The sequence below is a fragment of the Bradyrhizobium aeschynomenes genome (assembly GCF_013178945.1).
Lineage (GTDB): Bacteria > Pseudomonadota > Alphaproteobacteria > Rhizobiales > Xanthobacteraceae > Bradyrhizobium > Bradyrhizobium aeschynomenes.
Map to the genome: position 1 here is coordinate 21,986 of NZ_JABFDM010000014.1, position 20,762 is coordinate 42,747.

The 20,762-nt window shown below is 65.8% G+C and carries 16 protein-coding genes; 12 read left to right on the forward strand and 4 right to left on the reverse strand.

The window, feature by feature from the left end:
• Positions 1 to 17 precede the first annotated feature (17 nt).
• The 7 genes from tolB (at position 18) to ftsH (ending at position 10,339) form a co-directional block, all read left to right on the forward strand.
• Positions 18 to 1,352: a Tol-Pal system beta propeller repeat protein TolB gene (gene tolB / locus HL666_RS29195; RefSeq protein WP_376698630.1), complete on the forward strand. Its 1,335-nt coding sequence runs from the start codon at positions 18 to 20 to the stop codon at positions 1,350 to 1,352.
• A 251-nt stretch (positions 1,353 to 1,603) separates the two neighbouring features.
• Positions 1,604 to 3,943 carry a putative bifunctional diguanylate cyclase/phosphodiesterase gene (locus HL666_RS29200; RefSeq protein ID WP_172109958.1) on the forward strand — a complete coding sequence of 780 codons (2,340 nt, stop codon included), beginning with the start codon at positions 1,604 to 1,606 and terminating at the stop codon, positions 3,941 to 3,943.
• 285 nt (positions 3,944 to 4,228) lie between these two features.
• Complete coding sequence (locus tag HL666_RS29205; RefSeq protein WP_172109957.1) at positions 4,229 to 4,951, forward strand: N-acyl amino acid synthase FeeM domain-containing protein; 723 nt, start codon at positions 4,229 to 4,231, stop codon at positions 4,949 to 4,951.
• Between the two features lie 309 nt (positions 4,952 to 5,260).
• Positions 5,261 to 5,755 carry a peptidoglycan-associated lipoprotein Pal gene (gene pal, locus HL666_RS29210; RefSeq protein WP_172133860.1) on the forward strand — a complete coding sequence of 165 codons (495 nt, stop codon included), beginning with the start codon at positions 5,261 to 5,263 and terminating at the stop codon, positions 5,753 to 5,755.
• 187 nt (positions 5,756 to 5,942) lie between these two features.
• A complete protein-coding gene (ybgF, locus tag HL666_RS29215) occupies positions 5,943 to 6,986 on the forward strand; it encodes a tol-pal system protein YbgF (RefSeq protein WP_172185107.1) in 1,044 nt (347 codons plus the stop codon).
• 103 nt (positions 6,987 to 7,089) lie between these two features.
• Complete coding sequence (gene tilS, locus HL666_RS29220; RefSeq protein ID WP_172185109.1) at positions 7,090 to 8,193, forward strand: tRNA lysidine(34) synthetase TilS; 1,104 nt, start codon at positions 7,090 to 7,092, stop codon at positions 8,191 to 8,193.
• A 223-nt stretch (positions 8,194 to 8,416) separates the two neighbouring features.
• The gene (ftsH, locus tag HL666_RS29225; RefSeq protein ID WP_172109955.1) at positions 8,417 to 10,339 is read left to right on the forward strand and encodes an ATP-dependent zinc metalloprotease FtsH; all 1,923 of its coding nucleotides are present in this window, start codon (positions 8,417 to 8,419) and stop codon (positions 10,337 to 10,339) included.
• A gap of 136 nt (positions 10,340 to 10,475) precedes the next feature.
• On the opposite strand, the gene HL666_RS29230 is transcribed toward ftsH, so the two are convergent.
• The gene (locus HL666_RS29230) at positions 10,476 to 11,675 is read right to left on the reverse strand and encodes an alpha/beta hydrolase family protein (RefSeq protein WP_172184997.1); all 1,200 of its coding nucleotides are present in this window, start codon (positions 11,673 to 11,675) and stop codon (positions 10,476 to 10,478) included.
• A gap of 189 nt (positions 11,676 to 11,864) precedes the next feature.
• On the opposite strand from HL666_RS29230, the gene HL666_RS29235 reads away from it, so the two are divergent.
• From HL666_RS29235 to HL666_RS29245, 3 genes are all read left to right on the forward strand, one after another.
• Positions 11,865 to 13,091: a glycosyltransferase family 87 protein gene (locus HL666_RS29235; RefSeq protein ID WP_172184999.1), complete on the forward strand. Its 1,227-nt coding sequence runs from the start codon at positions 11,865 to 11,867 to the stop codon at positions 13,089 to 13,091.
• Between the two features lie 159 nt (positions 13,092 to 13,250).
• A complete protein-coding gene (locus HL666_RS29240) occupies positions 13,251 to 13,925 on the forward strand; it encodes a TetR/AcrR family transcriptional regulator (RefSeq protein WP_172185001.1) in 675 nt (224 codons plus the stop codon).
• A 208-nt stretch (positions 13,926 to 14,133) separates the two neighbouring features.
• Positions 14,134 to 15,744, forward strand: coding sequence for a glycosyltransferase family 87 protein (locus tag HL666_RS29245; RefSeq protein ID WP_172185003.1), 1,611 nt, complete (start codon positions 14,134 to 14,136; stop codon positions 15,742 to 15,744).
• A gap of 5 nt (positions 15,745 to 15,749) precedes the next feature.
• Here HL666_RS29245 and pyk read toward each other — a convergent pair whose 3' ends face one another.
• Positions 15,750 to 17,186: a pyruvate kinase gene (gene pyk / locus HL666_RS29250; RefSeq protein ID WP_172185005.1), complete on the reverse strand. Its 1,437-nt coding sequence runs from the start codon at positions 17,184 to 17,186 to the stop codon at positions 15,750 to 15,752.
• Positions 17,183 to 17,776 (reverse strand): DUF1036 domain-containing protein, encoded by a 594-nt coding sequence (locus HL666_RS29255; RefSeq protein ID WP_172109949.1) that lies wholly within the window; start codon positions 17,774 to 17,776, stop codon positions 17,183 to 17,185. The genes pyk and HL666_RS29255 overlap by 4 nt, the downstream gene beginning before the upstream one ends.
• Positions 17,777 to 17,970: 194 nt before the next feature.
• On the opposite strand from HL666_RS29255, the gene HL666_RS29260 reads away from it, so the two are divergent.
• Positions 17,971 to 18,273: a DUF1244 domain-containing protein gene (locus HL666_RS29260; protein WP_172110552.1), complete on the forward strand. Its 303-nt coding sequence runs from the start codon at positions 17,971 to 17,973 to the stop codon at positions 18,271 to 18,273.
• A gap of 255 nt (positions 18,274 to 18,528) precedes the next feature.
• The gene (locus tag HL666_RS29265; RefSeq protein ID WP_172109948.1) at positions 18,529 to 18,804 is read left to right on the forward strand and encodes a DUF2312 domain-containing protein; all 276 of its coding nucleotides are present in this window, start codon (positions 18,529 to 18,531) and stop codon (positions 18,802 to 18,804) included.
• A 113-nt stretch (positions 18,805 to 18,917) separates the two neighbouring features.
• On the opposite strand, the gene HL666_RS29270 is transcribed toward HL666_RS29265, so the two are convergent.
• Positions 18,918 to 20,540: a peptidoglycan L,D-endopeptidase MepK gene (locus tag HL666_RS29270; RefSeq protein ID WP_172109947.1), complete on the reverse strand. Its 1,623-nt coding sequence runs from the start codon at positions 20,538 to 20,540 to the stop codon at positions 18,918 to 18,920.
• Between the last annotated feature and the right edge of the window lie 222 nt (positions 20,541 to 20,762).

Genomic DNA, 20,762 nt, shown 5'->3' on the forward strand with positions numbered 1-20,762 from the left:
TCGGCTCCAAGGTTCCCATGCAATCCATCACCAGAGTATCGCGACGCGGTTTCATCGCAGGAGCTGGCACTGCGGCTCTTGGATTGTCTGCCGCTTTGGCGCAGGCCCAGCAAGGCCGTCTGCGCATCGATCCCGCCGACTTCAAGCCGATCCCGATCGCGATTCCGCCGTTCGTCCCAGGCGGACCCGGCGATGCCGACGTCGCCAACGGCATTGCGCAGGTCATCACCAACAACCTGAAGCGCAGCGGCTATTTCGCGCCGCTTGATCAGGCTGCGTTCGCCGAGCGCATCACCAATTTCGACCAGGTGCCGCAGTTCGCGAGCTGGAAGCCGCTCAGCGTGCAGGGGCTGCTGACCGGCCGTGCCACCCGCCAGGGCGATGGACGGCTGAAGGCCGAGTTCAGACTGTGGGACGTCAATTCGGGACAGCAGTCGGCAGCCCAGCAATACGTCACCGCGCCGGAATATTGGCGGCGGATCGCCCACATCATCTCGGACCAGATCTACACCACCCTGCTCGGCGAGAAGGGCTATTTCGATAGCCGCGTCGTCTTTGTCGACGAGAGCGGGCCGTCGGATCGCCGCGTCAAGCGGCTAGCGCTGATGGACCAGGACGGCGCCAACGTCCGCTATCTGACCCGCGGTGCCGACCTCGTGCTGACGCCGCGCTTCTCGCCGTCGAGCCAGGAGATCACCTACATGGAGTTCGGGCAGGGCGACCCGAAGGTCTATCTGTTCAACATCGAGACCGGTCAGCGCGAGATCGTCGGCAATTTTCCTGGCATGTCGTTCTCGCCGCGCTTCTCGCCGGACGGCCAGCGCATCATCCTGAGCCTGCAGCAGGGCGGCAATTCCAACCTGTTCGTGATGGACCTGCGCTCGCGCACGACCACGCGCCTCACCGACACGCCGGCGATCGACACCTCGCCGTGCTACTCGCCCGACGGCAGCCAGATCTGCTTCGAATCGGATCGCGGCGGCAAGCCGCAGATCTACGTGATGCCGGCGACCGGCGGCGGTGCGCAGCGCATCTCGTTCGGCGAGGGAAGCTACTCGACGCCGGTGTGGTCGCCGCGCGGCGACTACATCGCCTTCACCAAGCAGGGCGGCGGCCAGTTCGCGATCGGCATCATGAAGACCGACGGCTCGGGCGAACGCATCCTCACCTCCGGCTTCCACAATGAGGGCCCGACCTTCGCGCCCAACGGCCGCGTGCTGATGTTCTTCCGCGATCCCGGCGGTACCGCAGGCCCGTCGCTCTACACGATCGACGTCTCCGGCCGCTTCGAGCAGAAGGTGCCGACGCCGGGCTACGCGTCGGATCCGGCGTGGTCGCCGCTGCTGTCGTAACCCGCAGGCGGGCCCGCTCCGGCCTGCTCACGCTTCGGTGGACACGATTTTTCGAGTCGCGCGATGCGTGTTGTTGGAAAAATTGGAACCATTCGTTGCAGGAACTGGGTAGGGTTTGCCTAGTTTGCTGAATTTTCGGCGGTTTTTGCGTGCCCCTGCGCTGCGGCAACGCTCCGCTAACGATGTTCCCTCAGAAAGACTTCACCTGCGAACGGTAATGTTTGCGCACCGAACAGGACGCGTGCGCACGAATGCAGCTTGCTAGTCAAAACGGAGAAGACGATCGAAAGTTGTCGCCTGCGATCCAGGCGGCTCTCGTCGACTCTCTCTTCCAGGATCCCGGCCCGATGTTTGCCGGCGCACTCTGCGCCGCCATCGCCGCCGTCATGACCGCCGTCAAGAGCGGTGACGCCAACCTATGGCCCTGCGCGGTCATACTCATCGTCGTCGGCGCGCTCCGCTCGCTCGACATGCGCTATTACCGCCATCTTTGCGATGCCGGTCGGCTCACCCAGGAGGCCGTGGCGCGCTGGGAGATCCGCTATCAGGTTGGCGCGATGCTCTATGCGGTCGTGCTCGGTGTGTGGTGCGTCGTCGCAGTCGCCGACAACGGTGATCCGGTCGTCCACTTGATCGCGATCTCGGTCACGCTCTGCTACATGTCCGCCGGCGCCGGCCGCACCTATGGCCGGCCCTGGATCTTTCACGTCCAGATCCTGCTCGCCTGCGGGCCGCTTGCACTGGCGCTCGCGCTGCACGGCAGTCCCTATTACATGGGAATGGCGGCGTTCTGCGTGCTGTTCTTCCTGTCGCTGAAGCACATCTCGACCAACCTGCAGCGCATCTTCGTGCAGGCCTTCGTGGCGCGCGAAGGCGAGGCTGCGCTGGCCAAGCAGTTCGACACCGCGCTGAACAACATGCCGCACGGTCTGTGCATGTTCCGCCCGGACGGACGCCTCGCGGTGATGAACCATCGCTTCGGCCAGATGATGGGCCTGCCGGAGGACACGCTGCAGCGTGGCGGCAAGGCGGCCGACATCATCAATGCCTGCGTCATCTCCGGGACGATCTCGGCCTCGAGCGGCCGGATGATTCTGTCCGAGATCGAGAACACCAAGACGCACAACATCATCACCAGCGACCCCGACGTGGTGCGCGACCGCTCGCTGTCCTGGACCTTCCAGCCCATGGCGGATGGCGGCGCGGTGGTCCTGCTCGAGGACATCACCGAGCGGCAGAATGCCGAGGCGAGGATCTCGCACCTCGCGCGCTATGACGAGCTCACGACCTTGCCGAACCGGGTCAGCTTCCGTGACGAGATCGAGCGCCTGCTCAAGATTCCGCAACGACATGGCGAGTTGTCGGCGCTGCTGTTCGTCGATCTCGACCGCTTCAAGCAGGTCAACGACACGCTCGGGCACCCCTGCGGCGACCAGCTGCTCTGCGCCGTGTCCGAGCGGCTGCGCGACATGCTCAGGCCTGAGGATTTCGTCGCGCGCTTCGGCGGCGACGAGTTCGTCGTGTTCCAGCGCAACATCCGTTCCAACGACGACGCCGCCGTGCTGGCGCGGCGCATCGTCGATCAGCTGAGCGAACGCTACAAGATCGACAATCACCTGGTCGAGATCGGCGCCAGCGTCGGCATCGCAATGACGGCGCCGGGGATCAGCGCCGACACGCTGCTCAAGAACGCCGACATGGCGCTCTACCGGGCGAAGGCGGAGGGACGGGGCACCTTCTGCTTCTTCCGCGACGAGCTCGCCCAGACCGTCGAAGCGCGCCGCATCCTCGAGCTCGACCTGCGCAAGGCGCTGGCCAATGAGGAGTTCGAGCTGTTCTATCAGCCGCTGGTCAATCTCAAATCCGGCAAGATCTCCACCTGCGAGGCGCTGTTGCGCTGGAATCATCCGGTGCGCGGCACGGTCTCGCCGGTCGACATCATCCCGGTTGCCGAGGACATGGGCCTGATCGTCGATCTCGGCCGCTGGATCCTGCGCAAGGCCTGCCTGGAATGCATGAAGTGGCCGGAGGCGGTGAGCGTCGCGGTCAACTTCTCCCCACAGCAGTTCCATCAGCGCGACGTGCTGAGCGAGGTGCGCTACGCCCTCGAAGTGTCGGGCCTGCCGCCGCACCGCCTCGAGATCGAGATCACCGAATCCTCCTTGTTGCGCAACACGCAGCTGACCCACGACGTGCTGTCGCAGCTGCACATGCTCGGCGTCAGGATCTCGCTCGACGACTTCGGCACCGGCTATTCGAGCCTCAGCTATCTGCACAACTTCCCGCTGGAGAAGGTCAAGATCGACCGCTCGTTCCTCGAGGGCATCGACAGTGATCGGCCGCTTACGCTGCTGCGCGGCGTCGCCCGGCTGTCGGCTGATCTCGGCATGTCGGTCGTCGTCGAAGGCATCGAGACCAACGAGCAGCTGGAGCTGGTCAGCGTCGACGGCACCGTCACTGAAGCTCAGGGCTACCTGTTCAGCCGCCCGGTGCCCGCAGTGCGAATTCGTCAGCTCCTGAACGCCTCTCACGGGCGGCGGCCCGCGGACGAGCCGATCCAAGCCTTTGCCGCCACGCGCTCGATCGCCTGATCTGCCCTGACCTCGGGGCATGGCTGCGGCCGCAGCCATGCAGGACAACCGCACGTCGTATCATGCGAGGGCAGCGGGCGCGTATGCCAAGCGAATTCGTTTCGTATTGAGACGCAGCTGATCTGAAGCGATCCTCTTCCGTCCTGCCGCTCCCCCCGTAAGTCACGGTTGTGGCACCGGGATTCTACGTACCGTTAACTGTGTACCGCCGAAAGCTTTGCATCCGAATTAACGCGCTGTTAATCTCACAACTGCTCGCAGGAGTTGTGTGAAAAGGGGTTGCGAATGAAGTCGGCGGCTAGAGTGACTGCCGTTGCTGATCAGAAGTTGGATGCGCTCGAGAACGTGGACTATCGGCTGGCTCTGACTGCTGAGGACAAGGACGAGATCTATCGGCTGCGCTACCGCGCCTATCTGCGCGAAGGCGCCATTCTCCCCTCGGCCAGCGAGCGCGTCACCGACGAGTACGATGATCTCCCCAACAGCTTCATCTTCGGCGTCTACGTCAATGGCGAGCTCTACAGCTCGATCCGCATCAGCGTGCTGAATTCGCAGTGGCGCAAGTCGTTGTCGTCGGACATGTTCGCCGACCTGCTGCATCCCGAGCTCGACCGCGGCAAGGTGATCATCGACCCGACGCGGTTCGTCGCCGACTATGAGAAGGCCCGGCTGTTTCCCGCGCTTCCTTACGTGACGGTGCGGCTCGGCTACGTCGCCTGCGCTCATTTCCACGCGGACATCGGCCTCGCCAACGTGCGGCCGGAACATCGTGCCTTCTACAAGAAGGTGTTCCTGCAGGAACCCTGGGGCGAGCCGCGGCTCTACTCCGGCCTGACCAAGCCGGTCGGCCTCGTGGCGGCGCACTATCCCAGGATCCGCGACCGTGTGTTCCAGCGCTTCCCGTTCATGCGCTCCAGCGCCTTCGAACGGCGGATGCTGTTCGATCGTGCCGCGCCGGACGCCTTCTCTGATTCGTTTGGCATTCAGCCGGTCGCCAAAGCCGGCTGACCACGTCTGATTTGACCAAGACGGCGCCGATCGTTCCCAAGATGAACGGGCGCAGGGCCGGGCGCGCGGCCCGTTTCGTGGCTTTGACGCAAAAATCAGCGAAAAAGCGCCGTGCTCCGGACGCGCGGCCGCTTGCCTTCACCCTGGCGCCACATTTACAACCCATTAACCATCGCGGTCGCTTTTTCGGGTTTCGTTAGCATTTGACGGGGTTCGGCAAGACCCCATCAAGGTTGACGGAACGTTCGCTTAACCATCGCCCTGTAGACCGGATGGCAGTCTAAGAACGTGAGCGTGGAGGCTCCCGGAATGAAATATCAGATGCGTATCCTCCAGGGATTGAAGTTGGCCGCCGTTCTCGCGGTCGCGCTGTCGATGGGCGCGTGCGCCAACAAAAACCTCACCGGGGCAGATGGTGCGATGGCAAGCGCTGCGACTCCAGGCAGCCAGCAGGATTTCGTCGTGAACGTCGGCGATCGCGTCTTCTTCGAGAGCGACCAGACCGATCTGACGCCACAGGCGATCGCGACCCTGGAAAAGCAGGCGCAGTGGCTGCAGAGCTATCCGCGCTACAGCTTCACGATCGAAGGCCACGCCGATGAGCGCGGCACCCGCGAGTACAACATTGCGCTCGGCGCGCGCCGCGCGCAGTCGGTCCGCAATTTCCTGGCCTCGCGCGGCATCGACCAGGGGCGGATGCGCACCATCTCCTACGGCAAGGAGCGGCCGGTCGCGGTCTGTAACGACATCTCGTGCTGGTCGCAGAACCGGCGCGCGGTCACCGTGCTGAACGCAAGTTCATAAAGCTGAACGGATTGTTTGTTGACGAAGCCGGCGTCGCCACCGACGCCGGCTTCGTTGTTTTGTCTTCATTGTTTGGTCTTCGCTCGAACGTCATTTGTCTGTATGGCCGTTCTGACGTAGAGCCTCGCGTTCAGGGTTATTATTTCCAACGTCTCGCTGATCCGGTTGTCAGGGCAACATGTCGTTCATGTTTCTTTCCAGGAGCGTCGCCGCGGTTCTCGCAGCGCTCGTCGTTTTCTCGTGCCAGGCCTTGTCGTCGCGGGCGCTCGCCCAGGTCGACGACGACCCTGAGATCCGCATTCAGCGGCTCGAAAACCAGCTCCGGCAACTGACCGGGCAGAACGAGGAGCTACAATATCGCAACCGCCAGCTCGAGGAGCGGCTGCGGCAGCTGCAGAGCGGGGCCCAGCCGACCGCGCCTGCACCCCAGCCAAGCGCGGCAGCGCCGCCAACCCAGCTCTCTCCCGCCTACGGGCAGCCGGCTCAGCCCGCCTATGGCCAGCCGCAATACGGTCAACAGCAGCAGGCCTATCCGCAGCAGCAGCCAGGCTATGTGCCGCCGCAGGCCGCGGCTCCCGCACCCATCGCCCAGGACCCGCCAGCCGCAGGCGCCGGCGTCCGCCGCCGCGGTGATGCGTTCGACCCCACTCAGAACCCGGCTGCGCCGGGCGCACCGCAGGCGCTCGGCGGCGGCCCGCTGCCGATCCAGCCCGGCGGCGGCCCGCCCGTCGGTCGTCCCCCCGCCGCCGACCCTGCAATGTCCGCCAACACCGCAGGTGGCCGCTATCCCCAGGGCGCGCCGGTCGCTGCGCCGGGCGCCGGCGGCCTCGAGACCGCGCCGCCGCGGCAGACGCCGCGCGACGAATACGATCTCGGCATCGGCTACATGCAGCGCCGCGACTATGCGCTGGCCGAGCAGACCATGCGCAACTTCACCCAGAAATATCCCAACGATCCGATGATCGGCGACGCGCAATACTGGCTTGGCGAGAGCTTGTACCAGCGCCAGCAATACCGCGATGCCGCCGAAATCTTTCTCGCCGTAACGACCAAGCACGACAAGTCGTCGAAGGCGGCGGACGCACTGCTGCGGCTTGGTCAGTCGCTGGCGGCGCTGAAGGAGAAGGAGGCGGCCTGCGCCGCGTTCGGCGAGGTGACGCGCAAATATCCGCGGGCTTCGGCCGGCGTGAAGAGCACGGTCGACCGCGAGCAGAAGCGGGTGAAGTGCTGACGGCGACCACGCGCGGCGGCGCCATTCGGAGCGTCGACCGGCGGGCATGTCCGACGCCGCCGGAGTTTGTTGTTCCGGCGGCCCGCGCCTAATGTCCGCTGCCATGGCAGCAAGCAAGACCGCGCAGGACCAAGCTCCCGAGGACGGCGATCCGATCTCCGCAGCCGAAGCTGAGCACCTGTTCGCACCGCTCGCCACTGCTCCAGCGCTCGTGCTTGCCGTCTCCGGCGGGCCTGATTCGATGGCGCTGATGTGGCTGGCGGCGCGCTGGTGCGGAGCGCGGGCCGACGGCCCGCGTCTTGTCGTGGTCACGGTGGACCATGGTCTGCGCCCCGAGGCGCGGCGGGAGGCGCAAATGGTCAAGCAGATCGCGCGGCAGCTCGGGCTGGCGCATCGGACGTTGCGCTGGAGGGATGAGAAGCCGGCGGCCGGACTTCCCGAAGCGGCGCGGCGGGCGAGATACCGCCTGCTGGCAGCGGCGGCGCATCGGGCCGGCGCCAGCCATGTCGTCACGGCCCACACACGCGATGACCAGGCCGAGACCGTGCTGATGCGGCTGCTGCGCGGCAGCGGCATCGTCGGGCTCGCGGCCATGGCGGCGGTCAGCGAGCGCGACGGCATGCTCTTGGCGCGGCCGTTGCTCGCGCTGCCCAAGGCCCGCCTCGTGGCGACGCTTCGCTCCGCCGGTGTCGTGTTTGCCGACGATCCGACCAATCGCGACCTCGCTTATACGCGGCCGCGTCTGCGGGCGCTGATGCCGGCTCTGGCTGTCGAGGGTGGCGATGCGCGGACGCTGGCGACGCTCGCCGCCCGCCTCGGCCGCGCCAATGCCGCGATCGAGCTCATGGTCGATGACGCCGAGAAGGACCTCGCGCTGCTCGCGGCTGGCTCCCGTGCCGTCCGGCCGGATCACGGCCAGATGTTCGAGCCGCGCGCCTTTGTCGCACTCCCGGCGGAAATCAGACTGCGCCTGCTGATGCGCGCCATCAATCGGGTGGGAACCGAAGGTCCAGTGGAACTCGGCAAGGCGGAAGCCCTGCTCGATCGCCTGGACCGGACTCTTGCGGGGACCGGAGGCGGTGGTACGTCGACGCCGGGCAGGCTAAAACAGACGCTGGCAGGTGCGCTGGTAAGCACGACGCGCGATGCGATCCGGATCACTCCCGCGCCGCCTCGGCGACCGCGCGGGACCTCGGGCGGACGATAGGTTTCGCGGACCCTTAACCACCTGCCTCGGCGGCGCTTTCCCGCGCCATTTTTTAAGCGGGAATCGGGCTAGGATGCGTTAAATAGTCCTGTCTGGTTCCCTTGGCATTGGTGCGAGTGGTACCTAGATTACGAAGCGGTCGACCGGGGGATTCCCTCGTGGCTACCCAGGGATGAGTCCGAGGATAGACGGCCGCGATCCGCGCGACCACGAAGGAAAATCGATGAACGCCAATCTGCGCAATTTCGCCCTTTGGGTCATTATTGTCCTGTTGCTGTTGGCGCTGTTCACACTGTTTCAGAATCCGGGGCAACGCGCGTCCTCGACCGACATCAACTTCTCGCAGCTGCTGACCGAGGTTGATCAAGGCAACGTGCGCGACGTCGTGATTCAGGGGCCGGAGATTCACGGCACCTTCAAGAACGGCTCGTCGTTCCAGACCTACGCGCCGAGCGATCCGAATCTCGTCAAGCGTCTGTACGACGCCAAGGTCAACATCCAGGCCAAGCCGCCGGGCGACAACGTGCCGTGGTTCGTGTCGCTGCTGGTCTCCTGGCTGCCCTTCATCGCGCTGATCGGCGTCTGGATCTTCCTGTCGCGGCAGATGCAGGGCGGCGCCGGCAAGGCGATGGGCTTCGGCAAGTCGCGTGCGAAGATGCTGACCGAGGCGCATGGCCGTGTGACGTTCGAGGACGTCGCGGGCGTGGATGAGGCCAAGCAGGATTTGCAGGAGATCGTCGAATTCCTGCGCGACCCCGGCAAGTTTCAGCGGCTCGGCGGCCGCATCCCGCGTGGCGTGCTGCTGGTCGGCCCTCCCGGCACCGGCAAGACGCTCATCGCGCGCGCCGTCGCAGGCGAAGCCAACGTGCCGTTCTTCACCATCTCCGGTTCTGACTTCGTCGAGATGTTCGTCGGCGTCGGTGCCAGCCGCGTGCGTGACATGTTCGAGCAGGCCAAGAAGAATGCGCCGTGCATCATCTTCATCGACGAAATCGACGCCGTCGGCCGTCATCGCGGCGCCGGTCTCGGCGGCGGCAATGACGAGCGCGAGCAGACCCTGAACCAGCTGCTGGTCGAGATGGACGGCTTCGAGGCCAATGAGGGCGTGATCCTGATCGCTGCCACCAACCGGCCCGACGTGCTCGATCCGGCCCTGATGCGTCCCGGCCGCTTCGACCGTCAGGTCGTGGTCTCCAACCCGGACATCATGGGCCGCGAGCAGATCCTCAAGGTCCACGTCCGCAAGGTGCCGCTGGCGCCGGACGTCAACCTCAAGACCATCGCCCGCGGTACGCCTGGTTTCTCGGGCGCCGACCTGATGAACCTCGTCAACGAGGCCGCGCTGACCGCCGCCCGCCGCAACAAGCGGATGGTGACGCAGGCCGAGTTCGAGGAGGCCAAGGACAAGGTGCTGATGGGCGCCGAGCGCCGCTCGATGGTCATGACCGAGGAAGAGAAGATGCTGACCGCCTATCACGAGGCGGGCCACGCGATCGTCGGCCTCAATGTCCCCAGCCACGACCCGATCCACAAGGCCACCATCATTCCGCGCGGCCGTGCGCTCGGCATGGTGCAGTCGCTGCCTGAGGCCGATCGTCACTCGCACACCCGCGAGTGGTGCGTGTCCAAGCTCGCGATGATGTTCGGCGGCCGCGAGGCCGAGGTGCAGAAGTTCGGCGCGGAGAAGGTCACCAACGGCGCCACCGGTGACATTCAGCAGGCGACCAACCTCGCGCGGGCGATGGTCATGGAATGGGGCATGTCCGACAAGCTCGGCCGCGTGCGCTACCAGAGCAATGAGCAGGAGGTTTTCCTGGGGCATTCGGTGGCGCGTTCGACCAACATCTCGGACGATACCGCCCGTCTGATCGATTCCGAAATTCGCGGCCTGATCGAGGCCGGCGAACAGGAAGCGCGCCGGATCATCACCGAGAAGCGCGAGGATTGGGAGGCGATCGCCCAGGCGCTGCTCGAATACGAGACGCTGACCGGCGAGGAGATCCTCGATCTGCTCAAGGGCAAGAAGCCGAACCGCGAATCGGCGATCGAGCCGTCGACTCCCCGCGCCTCGGCCGTGCCGCCCGCCGGCAAGCCGCGGCCGCGGCCCGATCCGGATCCCGGCCTGGAGCCGCAGCCCCAGGCATAGGACGGGGCAGGGAATCAGCTTCTCTCGCAGGCAAGATCACGAGAACCAAGCGATGGCCCGGCTTACAGCCGGGCTTTTCGTTGTCTGCGGATGGCTGGCATGTTCAACCATCCGGCAAAAGGCTGTCGCTTGCCGGTCAGGGCTTGTCGAACCAGGCCTTCCATTGCGGGACGGCGGTCGCGAACGTGCCGCGATGACTGGTCGGTCCAGTCGACACCGCCTCGACCTTGGTGTTGCCGGCGCCGATCGCCTGCTGGTAGGTCATCGCCAGCCGGCCGAGGCCGGTCGAGATCGCCTCGTCGGTCTCGCCATAATAGTTGCGCACCGGCGTCTTGATGATCCAGCGATAGGCCTGGGTCTGTGCGACCAGGCGGCCATAGGCCGACGCCGCGAAATATTGCGCGTCGAAATACTCCGGCTTCAGCAGCTTGTGCAGATCGGTCGGGACTTCGGCGACGTTGAAGGGCTCGCGCATATAGGCCTTGCGGGCGACCTCGTAGGAGCTGTCGCTGATGACCGAGCGCGCTAGGCCCGGCACGGCGTAGTAGTTCTCGAAGGCGAACGCCGACAGGATGAACAGCGAGTTGACCCAGGAGGCGTCATTGCTGCGCGGGAAGCTGAGGAAGCCATTGAGCGCGACGAACACATCCACCGGCGCGCTTGCGGTCGCCGCCGCCGCGACCGGCACGCCGGCGCTTTCGAGCTTCTCCAGATAGGCCATGGTCACGAAGCCGCCCTGCGACCAGCCGGCGATCGACAGTCTGGTGGCCGTCAGGTGCATGTCGTTCAGCACGGCCCGGCTTGCGCGCAGCATGTCATAGGTCGCCTGCTGATGGCTGCCCTTGACCATGTAGCCTTCCGGCTCGCTCGAGGTCCCCATGCCGAAATAGTCGGCGCCGATCACCAGATAGCCCTGGCCGGCGAACTGCGCGATCATCAGCTGCGTCTCGGGTGACTGCTCCGGGAACGACGGCACCTCCTGTTTGCCGTAAACCGTGCCGTGCTGATACGACACCATCGGCAGATTCGTGTCGCTGATCTCGGGCACGGCCAGCAGTCCCGTCGCGCTGATCGGCTTGTTGCCGCGCTCGGGGACGACGGACGCGTAGGTCACGCGGTAGAGCCGGACGGCGTTGCGGGCCGGTGTGTAGCTGACCGTGATGCCGGCGAATTTCGGCGTGTCCACGGTCAGGATCTTGTTCAGCCGCTCCACGTCCCAGCGCGCCAGGTATTCGTAGGAGACATCTGACGTGACGCGTACTGCGGCCGTGTCCTGGGCGGAGCCTGCCGTCGGCCAGGCCAGACAGAGCGCGAGGGCGATGATGATACGAAGCATGGGCTTGAGAACTCCTGCGTGGCCGACCGTCAGTTGCGCCGGAGCTCTTTGCTACAGAGCGCGCGTAAATAATCGGTACGGCCGGCACCGTCCGCGTCAGCCAGGGCAGGCCCCGCTTAAGCCTTCTTCAAGCCTCCAGGCCTATGTCTCGATCGGGAATGCGCCCGGGTCGGCGCGGGCGAGGTTCAGATGGCCGACGATTTGGATGCCGCCGCGATCTCATCGCAGCGTCGTGCTGTTCCGGCGAGCCTGTTTGCCGTGTGCTTCGCGCTCGCCTGCATCAATGCGGCCTTCTTCCCCGCGGGGCTGCTGTCCGGCATCTGGATCTGGGGTGCTGACGGGCTCGGCATCCCCACCGATTTCGTCAACGTCTGGGCGGCCGGCAAGCTGGCCCTGCAGGGCCAGCCGGCGCTGGCGTGGGATTGGGACGTGCAGCGGCAGATCGAGCTCGATCTGTTGCGACAGGATTTTCCGGGCTATTTCGCCTGGCACTATCCGCCGCCATTCCTGTTCGTCGCAGCCTTCCTGGCGCAGTTTCCCTACATCGTCGCATTCGCCGGCTGGGCCTATGCGAGCTTCATTCCGTATGCGCTGGTCATGCGCGCGATCGTCGGCCGCGGCTTCGGCCTCGTGCTTGCGGCCGGCTTTCCGGCGCTGTTCTCCAACACCCTGGTCGGCCAGAACGGCTGTCTGACGGCGGCTCTCGTCGGCGGCACGCTGTATTTGCTGCCGGTGCGGCCGGTGCTGGCGGGGATCTGTCTCGGGCTTCTGACCTACAAGCCGCAATACGGTCTGCTGTTTCCGGTTCTGCTGATCGCCACGCAGCGCTGGACGGCCTTCGTCTCGGCGAGCGTCACCGCCGTCGTGCTGGCGCTCGCGTCCTGGCTGGCGTTCGGGCTCGAGAGCTGGCAGGCCTTCATCCACTGGATGCCGGCGTTCTCGCAGGCCTTCCTGACTGAAGGCAAGGCGACCTGGTGGAAGCTGCAGAGCCTGTTCTCGCTCGTGCGCTATTTCGGCGGGTCGGAAGCGCTCGGCTGGGCCTTCCAATGGGTGCTGACGGCCGCGGTCGCGGTGGTGTTGGTGACGCTGTGGCGCAGCCCGGTGCGCTACTCGCTGAAGGCGGCGGCGCTCGCCGTCGGGCTGCTGCTGACCACGCCCTATCTGTTCATGTACGACATGATGGTGCAGGCGATCGCGGTGGCGTGGCTCGTGCGGATCGGGCTCGGCGAGGGATTCCGCCGCTACGAGCTGCCCGTGCTCGGCTGCATCGCGGCGCTCCAGATCACCTTCATGCTCACTGGCATTCCCCTCGGCCTGGTCGCCAATTTGATGACGGGCGCCCTGGTGCTGGCCAGGGCCGGAACATGGTGGCGGCGGCAGCCGCTGCCTTCAGAGACCTTGCTCGCTGCGGCCTGACCGTGCCGCTGCCGTCGCGGAGGTCATGATTCCCCTTGTCTTCTTTCCTGAACAAGTGTTCAGTTCTTCTAAGCCATTTGCGAGGATGATCCTCCAAAAACACTGAACCAGCGTTCGCCGGGCGTTTCCTGGACGAACGCGTCCGGGACGAGAAACGCCATGGTCTACCGGCGAACCCATCAGGTCGTGAAGCGGCTGGCGGCCCGCCGCAGCGCGATTCTCGCCGCTGCCCGCGAAGCCGCGGCCGAAGGAGGCATGTCGGCCGTTCAGATCGCCCCCGTCGCGGTCCGCGCCAACGTCGCTGCCGGAACCGTCTACCGCTATTTTCCCTCCAAGGCCGATCTGATCTCCGAGCTGATCGCCGAGGTGTCGCGTGACGAGCTGACGGCGGTCCGGCGTGCCGCCGATGCGGCGCCTGGTCCGTCCTCGGCGCTGGCCGCGGCGGTCTCCACCGTCGCCGTCCACGTCCTGTCCCAGCGCAAGCTCGCCTGGGGCATTCTGGCCGAGCCGGTCGACGTCGACGTGACGGCGTCGCGCATCGCCAGCCGCCGCGAGATCGTGGGCGAGATCGCCTCGCGCATCGACGCGGCCGTCCGTGCCGGCCATCTTCCGGCGCAGGACACCCAGTTGGCGGCGACTGCGCTGCTCGGCGCGCTGCACGAGGCCCTGGTCGGGCCGCTCGCGACCGACACGCTGGACGATCCCGCCAAGCTCCGAGACATCGTGCAGGCGGTCACCTTGCTGGCGCTGCGCGCGGTCGGTGTGATGGATGCCCGCGCCCGTGGCCTCGTGGTGCAGGCCGTGCTGCCGGTCAAGAGCCTGGTCGGCGCCTGAAGCATGATCCGGAAAAGTGCGCAGCGGTTTTCCGAAAAGATCATGCGCAAACAACAACCTAAAGCGCGATGACGATTCACCCTGATCTCATCGCGCTTTAGCGCAGCGGCCGGCTGCGCTTAAGCAAGGATTCACGCCTCGCCGCCATGGTCGGGTGCGGCGCCGGGACGGCTGCTGCGGCTTGCAATCCAGGCGTATCTCACGACCGATGTCGATCGCACGCAAACAACTGGCGATGCCGCTCGTGATCGCCGGATCGGCGGGCGCCGGTGCCATCTATGCCTATGTCGCCGGCGAGGACATCAACTGGGATTGGCAGAACTACCACGAGTATGCGGGGGTCGCGCTCGTTCAAGGCCGCTTCGATGTCGACGCCGCGCCCGGCGGCTTTCAGAGTTTCCTCAATCCGCTGATCTACCTGCTGCCTTATCTGCTCCGCCACGGACTGCCGGCGCCGTGGTGGGGATTGGCCCTCGGCGCGCTGCACGGGCTGAATCTCGCGCTGATCTGGTGGGTCACGCGGGTGCTGCTCGGACGGACCGCCGATGCCGTCACGATGACCGCGGCCGTGACCATCGCAGCTTTCAGTCCCATGGCCCTGTCCGAGGTCGGCACCAGCTTCGCCGACATCCTGACCGCGATCCCGATCCTTGCCGGGGTCGGGCTGATATTCAGCGATGACGACGAGCTTGGCCGGCGCTTTGTGCTGGCGGGACTGCTGATCGGCGCCGCCACCGGGCTGAAGCTCACCAACGCCACCTTCTTGATCGGCGCCGGAGTGTCGCTGCTGCTGGTCGCCAGGCCGCTGCGCGCCATCCTCGCCTTTGCCGCGGGTAGCGCGATCGCCGGCGTCGTCACGGCCGGGCCGTGGGCGCTGAAGATGGCGCGCGATTTCGGCAGTCCGCTCTATCCGTTCTACAATTCGATCTTCCGCTCGCCGGATGCCCCGCTGGGCTCGATCGCGGATACGCGCTTCATGCCGCAAGGCGTGCTCGATGCGCTCGCCTATCCGTTCTATTGGGCGATCGGCCGGCACCCCTCGTCGGAATCGCCGTTCCGCGATCCGCGCTTTGCCGTCGTCATCCTGCTGCTGATGGCGGTCATCGTCACCGGCCTGTGGCAAAGGCGCGAGGTGCTGTCGCTGCGCGACCGGCGCTTCATCGTCTTCGGCTGGGTCAGCTATGCCCTGTGGATGCAGGCGTTCTCGATTCAGCGCTATCTGATTCCGCTCGAGCTGCTGTCGGCGCCGCTGATCGTGCTGCTGCTGGCGCGCCTGATCGATGCATGGCGTGAACGGGACGCACCGGCGGCGCCGTCGCGAAGCGTGCAAGCCGTCACCGTCGCCGGCGCGCTGGCCATTGCGCTGGCCTCGCAGCCCAGCGACTGGACGCGCAGGCCGTGGTCCGATCCGTATCGGCCGCGGCTTGCGGAGGCCCTGCAGCAGCCGGCGGCGTTCCTGCTGCTGCACAAGCCGCTCGGCTACCTCGTCCCGCTGCTGCCGGCGGGCTCGCGCTTCTATCAGCTGTCGGAGATCGTGGTTCCGATCGCCCCAGGCGGTGTGCTCGACCGCCGCATCCGCAGCGGCTTGTCCGAGCCGCTGCCCGGCGGCATCTGGGCCCTGTACTTCGCCAACAGCCGGGCGGACTATCCGCCGCGGCTCGAGCTGCTGGCCGACTACGATCTCAGGATCGACGAATCCCGCCCTTGTGAGCACGTTCCAGGCGTCGACGGCACCGACATCATGGCCTGCCCGGTCGTGCCCGGCGCGATCTCTGCGGCGCCGACTGCAGGCCTGAAGCCGGGCAGCAGGGCCGACTGATCAGCTCAGAGGCTGGCCTCGCTGGACGGCCCGACATAGGCGATCCGCACCATGTTGGTCGTGCCGGGTGTGCCGAGCGGCACGCCTGCGACCACGATGACCCGCTGGCCGGCGCGGACGAAGCCGTCGCGGAACGCGATCGAGCCGGCGCGCTCGACCATGTCGTCCTGGTCGCGCGCATCTTCCGCCACCACGCAATGCACGCCCCAGACGACCGACAATCGTCGTCCGGTTGCCAGATTGGGCGTGATCGCCACCACCGGTGGCTTCGGCCGCTCACGTGCGACGCGGATCGCGGTCGAGCCGGATGACGTCCAGCAGATGATGGTCGGCAGATCGAGATTTTCGGCAATCTGGCGTGCGGCTTCCGCGATGGCGTCGCCCGCAGTCGACTCCGGCTCGGGGCGCTGAGCCGCGATCACCGAGCGGTAGACGACGTCGCGCTCGACCTCCTCGCCGATCCGGTTCATGGTCGAGACCGCTTCGACCGGATATTTGCCGGCAGCCGATTCGGCCGACAGCATGATGGCGTCGGCGCCTTCGTAGACCGCCGTGGCGACGTCCGAGACCTCGGCGCGCGTCGGCACCGGCGACTGGATCATCGATTCCAGCATCTGCGTCGCGACCACGACCGGCTTACCGGCGCGGCGCGCCAGCCGCGTCATCTGCTTCTGCAGGCCGGGTACCCGCTCCAGCGGCAGTTCGACGCCGAGATCGCCGCGCGCCACCATCAGCGCATCGGAGACGTCGACGATGTCGTTCAGCCGGTCGATGGCCTGCGGCTTCTCGATCTTGGACATCACGGCGGCGCGGCCGCGGATGATCTTCTTGGCCTCCAGAACGTCGTCGGCGCGCTGCACGAAGGACAGCGCGATCCAGTCGATGCCGATGTTCAGCGCCGCTTCGAGATCTGCCCGGTCTTTCGGGGTCATCGCCGACACCGGCAGATCGGTATCGGGCAGGCTGACGCCCTTGCGGTCCGACATCTTGCCGCCGATGACGACGCGCGTGACCGCGCGGGTCGGCGAGGTCTCCTCGGCGATCAGGCGCACCTTGCCGTCATCCAGCAGCAGGGCGTGGCCCGGCTGCAGGGCTGCCAGGATTTCCGGATGCGGCAGGTGAACCCGCGTCGCATCGCCCGGCGTCTTGTCGGAATCGAGCACGAAGCTCTGGCCGTTGTTCAGCTGCACCGGACCGCCGGCAAAGGTGCCGACCCGCAGCTTCGGTCCCTGCAGATCGACCAGGATGCCGATCGGCCGGCCGTAGCTCGCTTCGACGCTGCGGATCGTGGTGACCAGCTCCCGCAGCTTGTCGTGCGGGGTATGGCTCATGTTGATCCGGAAAATATCGGCCCCGGCCTCGAACAGCTTGCGAATCATCGCGCTGTCCGAGGAGGCGGGACCGAGCGTGGCGAGGATCTTGATGCGGCGCAGTCGTCTCATGGTTTGGGTGCTTGCCCCGAGGGCAGGCCGGACCCTGCGGGCGGCGTGCCCTGCGGACCGTTGGGCAGACCCGGCATGTTGCCGCCAGGCCCAAGGGTGCCGGGAATGCCGGGCACACGCTGCTGCGCCGGCTGCTCATTGGCTTCGGTCAGCTGCACCGTCCAGGCGCGCTGGTCCCCCGTGTCGACCTCGAAGAAGCCGGTGCGGTCGAAGCCGCGGGCCAGGCAATTGTCCGTGCCCTTGATGGTGAACTCCTTGTCGCGCGAGCACATGAAGGCCTGGCCGGACCATTCACCGCCACGGTCATAATCCAGCGCGTAGATGTAGTAGTAGCGCGCGACGAGGGTGCCCTTGAGCAGGGTTTCGCAACTGCGAGAGGAAACGTTCCACCAGCCTTCGGTGGTCCAGCCCTCCGCGTCCTTGTAGCCGAGGGCAATCCCGACCCGGCTGGAGGTGTTGTTGCAAAGCCGGAAGTCGGCTGCGGCGGGGCTCGACGACAGACAGAGCGCGACGAGCCCAAGCAGCGAAAGCAGTCCGAAACCGGGGCGGCGGGGAATGCGATGCAAGATGGAGGAGGTTTCAGGGATCATTGCGCGACGCTATATCAAACGACGATTGATGTCGCGCGACTTGGCTGCGGCTGTCAACGGCAAGGCGATTTCGTGGCGAGGCGGATGCGATCGAGCGCCCGCGCCGATGAAGGTGCTGCGATATGGCCAAACCTGCGACGATGCCGCATCCTTTAGCAGACAACCGCCCCGGCGCGGAACAGGGAACCAAAGCGATGACGATGGACAGCACGACCCGAACCGAACTCGAAGCTGCCGCCTTCCGCAGGCTGGTGGAGCATCTGCGGACGAGAACCGATGTTCAGAACATCGACCTGATGAATCTGGCCGGGTTCTGCCGCAACTGCCTGTCCAATTGGCTGAAGGACGCGGCGGACGCCAAGGAAGTGCCGATGACCAGGGATGAGAGCCGCGAGGCGGTCTATGGCATGCCTTATGACGAGTGGAAGGCGAAGCACCAGCGCGAAGCGAGTGCGGAGCAGCTCGAGACCATGAAGAAGGTGCACCCGGGCCATTGACGCTCGGCGAAGGCGAGGGGCTACGAAGGCTTCGGGCCCGCGAATCGCGCGCTGCGCAGGATGACGACCCAAACGCAAGCCGCACGGCCGGCTTGCTTACGCTTCAGATGGTGCAGCCCAACAACATGTGGGCGCACTGTGGATGAGGGCGATGTCAGCTTGACGCAGGGCACGCCAGCTTTGAGGGTCGCGGCCAACACGCGCGCCCTGCCGGGCGCCTTCCTCGGACACATCAGTTCCACTCAGGAGTATCAGATGGCTACCCCCGCCGCCGCGAAGGACGACGACTCGCCCGCGACCCGCTTCGCCGTAGATCAGCTCAAATCGATCATCGAGCGCATCGAGCGGCTGGAGGAGGAGAAGAAGGCCATCTCCGAGGACATCAAGGACGTCTATGCCGAGAGCAAGGGCAACGGTTTCGACGTCAAGGCGCTGCGCACGATCATCCGGCTTCGCAAGCAGGACCCGAATGAGCGCCAGGAAGAAGAGAGCATTCTCGAGACCTACATGCAGGCGCTCGGCATGCTCTGAACCGGTCGGTCGGCGAACCGGCTGATCCTGCCTTAATCTCAAAATGCCCCCGCGCGATCGCCGGGGGCATTTGTTTCAAGGACGTCATCAGGTGCGGGGCATGCCGGCTTCGATCAGCGCAACGCTGCTGCGCGCATCGTGAACGATTTGGTTTCGAGCTTGATGATCGCAGGTCCGGTGAACTGGTCGTAGCTCAATCCCGGGGTCGGATCGGCGGCGAAGCTCATGGCCAGCGCGATCTGCGGCTTGACGAAGTAACTGCGCATGACGGTCAGATCCGGGTCGCCCATTTTCGTGACCGACATCGACGACGAAGCGCTCGGCGTCAGCATGATCGCGCGCATCCAGGTCGAATCGGGACCCTTGGAGGCCGCGAGCCGCGTTGCCATCGTGATCAGTCCGTCCTGACCTTGCCCGCTTTTGGCGGCCGGCTCCTGGGCGGGAGCTGCATTGCGGGTCGCAGGACGGGAGTTGCGGACGGGAATGGCCGTCGTCGCTGTGCCGTTGCTACGCTCGGCAGGAGCGGGAGCGAAGGCCATGGCCTGCATCAGGCTCGCGGTTTGCGCCTGGTCGATCGCCGACAGTGCCCGCCGCGCTGTGATGGCGGCGACCTGCTCAGGCGTTGCCTGCTTGGGCGTCGAGGGGTTGTCACCCCAGAAGCCGCGCGAATTGATGATGTCGGCGACGCTTTGCGGTGCGCCGTCCCGCGGCACGCCGGAGATCGCGCTCGTGGTCTCGGCCTTCGCCTCCGGCTTGGCGGCCATGGGCTGCGCAGCCTGCGAATCAGCCGACGCCAGCTGCAGGGCATTTGCGATCTTGCCGCGAGCCGTCGATGGCTTGTTGTCCGGGGAGCGGTCGGCGCTCCGATTGTCCTTGTCGGCGGCCTTGGTAGCCAGCGAGGCGGTCTGAACCGGCTTGGTCTCGGCCTTGCTCTCGCTCTCGCCCGACTCCTCGTCATCCTCGCTCGGACGTCCGCGGAACAGGCGCGCAAACAGGTTGGAGCGGCCGGATGACGCATCGTCGCCTGGGCCGCGCTTCTCGATCTCGGCCTTGGCGACCTCATAGCCCTTGAGCGGTACGCCGTTGCTCGGGACATGCACGGTCTTGCCGTCCGGGAAGACGCGCGCCAACTGGTCGGCGGTCATGCGCGGCCAGTGGCGGATGTTGCCGGTGTCGAGGTGAACGAAGGGCGAGCCGGAGGTCGGATAGAAGCCGACGCCACCGCGCTGCAGCCGCAGACCGGCGTAGCGGATCTGCTCGAGCGGTACGCCAGGGATATAGAAATCCATGGCGTGGCCGAGCATGTGCTGGCTGTGGCGGGCAACCCCGGAATGCGCCGAGCGGCGGCGCAGCATCGAATTCGTGGCGGGCGATCGGTACGACGAGATGATCTGGATCGGCTGCTTGCCGTCGACGTCGCGATAGACCTCCCAGAGGATGTCGAACAGTCGGCGGTCCATGACCGTCGAATCCTGGGTGCGCCAGTCGCGCAGGAAGTGGTTGAGCTTCTTCAGCGCGTCTTCGTCGTAGCGGCCTTCGCGCTTGAAGGTGACCGTCAGGTCTTCGCCGGAATGGGTGTGATGGAAGGAAAGGGTGCGCGTTTCGTTGAGCGCTTCTGCGTCACGGACGGTGCCCGCTCCCAGCAGCAGGAGCAGGGAAGCGAGGCCGTAGCGGCAGACGGCGTTCCAGCCCGCTCTGGGCAGCGAACGCGATTGGCGCGCGAAAACAGACAGCAAGATGCAGCCCACCCCGTCGACGAGCGTTTACTCAGATACCCTCTTGCGGCCCGTCCGGCGGAAGAGAGAGGAAACGCTTACCTAAGGCGGGATGGTTAAAGGATACTCACCGACCCGCCCCCCAATTACCCTTAACATATACTCTTGAGTGTGGCGAAAAAGAGCCATCGAATCGTGGTTGATCATTGTGGTTAACCCAAAGCAAAGGCCCCGCCGGTGGGC

Bases quoted from the DNA above. Each gene is read 5' to 3' on its own strand.
- HL666_RS29245 (WP_172185003.1), top strand. From the start codon at position 14,134: ATGTCGATCGCACGCAAACAACTGGCGATGCCGCTCGTGATCGCCGGA.
- tilS (WP_172185109.1), top strand. From the start codon at position 7,090: ATGGCAGCAAGCAAGACCGCGCAGGACCAAGCTCCCGAGGACGGCGAT.
- HL666_RS29230 (WP_172184997.1), bottom strand. From the start codon at position 11,675: ATGCTTCGTATCATCATCGCCCTCGCGCTCTGTCTGGCCTGGCCGACG.
- HL666_RS29235 (WP_172184999.1), top strand. From the start codon at position 11,865: ATGGCCGACGATTTGGATGCCGCCGCGATCTCATCGCAGCGTCGTGCT.
- HL666_RS29255 (WP_172109949.1), bottom strand. From the start codon at position 17,776: ATGATCCCTGAAACCTCCTCCATCTTGCATCGCATTCCCCGCCGCCCC.
- ftsH (WP_172109955.1), top strand. From the start codon at position 8,417: ATGAACGCCAATCTGCGCAATTTCGCCCTTTGGGTCATTATTGTCCTG.
- pyk (WP_172185005.1), bottom strand. From the start codon at position 17,186: ATGAGACGACTGCGCCGCATCAAGATCCTCGCCACGCTCGGTCCCGCC.
- pal (WP_172133860.1), top strand. From the start codon at position 5,261: ATGAAATATCAGATGCGTATCCTCCAGGGATTGAAGTTGGCCGCCGTT.
- HL666_RS29260 (WP_172110552.1), top strand. From the start codon at position 17,971: ATGACGATGGACAGCACGACCCGAACCGAACTCGAAGCTGCCGCCTTC.
- HL666_RS29265 (WP_172109948.1), top strand. From the start codon at position 18,529: ATGGCTACCCCCGCCGCCGCGAAGGACGACGACTCGCCCGCGACCCGC.
- HL666_RS29200 (WP_172109958.1), top strand. From the start codon at position 1,604: ATGCAGCTTGCTAGTCAAAACGGAGAAGACGATCGAAAGTTGTCGCCT.
- ybgF (WP_172185107.1), top strand. From the start codon at position 5,943: ATGTTTCTTTCCAGGAGCGTCGCCGCGGTTCTCGCAGCGCTCGTCGTT.
- HL666_RS29240 (WP_172185001.1), top strand. From the start codon at position 13,251: ATGGTCTACCGGCGAACCCATCAGGTCGTGAAGCGGCTGGCGGCCCGC.
- tolB (WP_376698630.1), top strand. From the start codon at position 18: ATGCAATCCATCACCAGAGTATCGCGACGCGGTTTCATCGCAGGAGCT.
- HL666_RS29205 (WP_172109957.1), top strand. From the start codon at position 4,229: ATGAAGTCGGCGGCTAGAGTGACTGCCGTTGCTGATCAGAAGTTGGAT.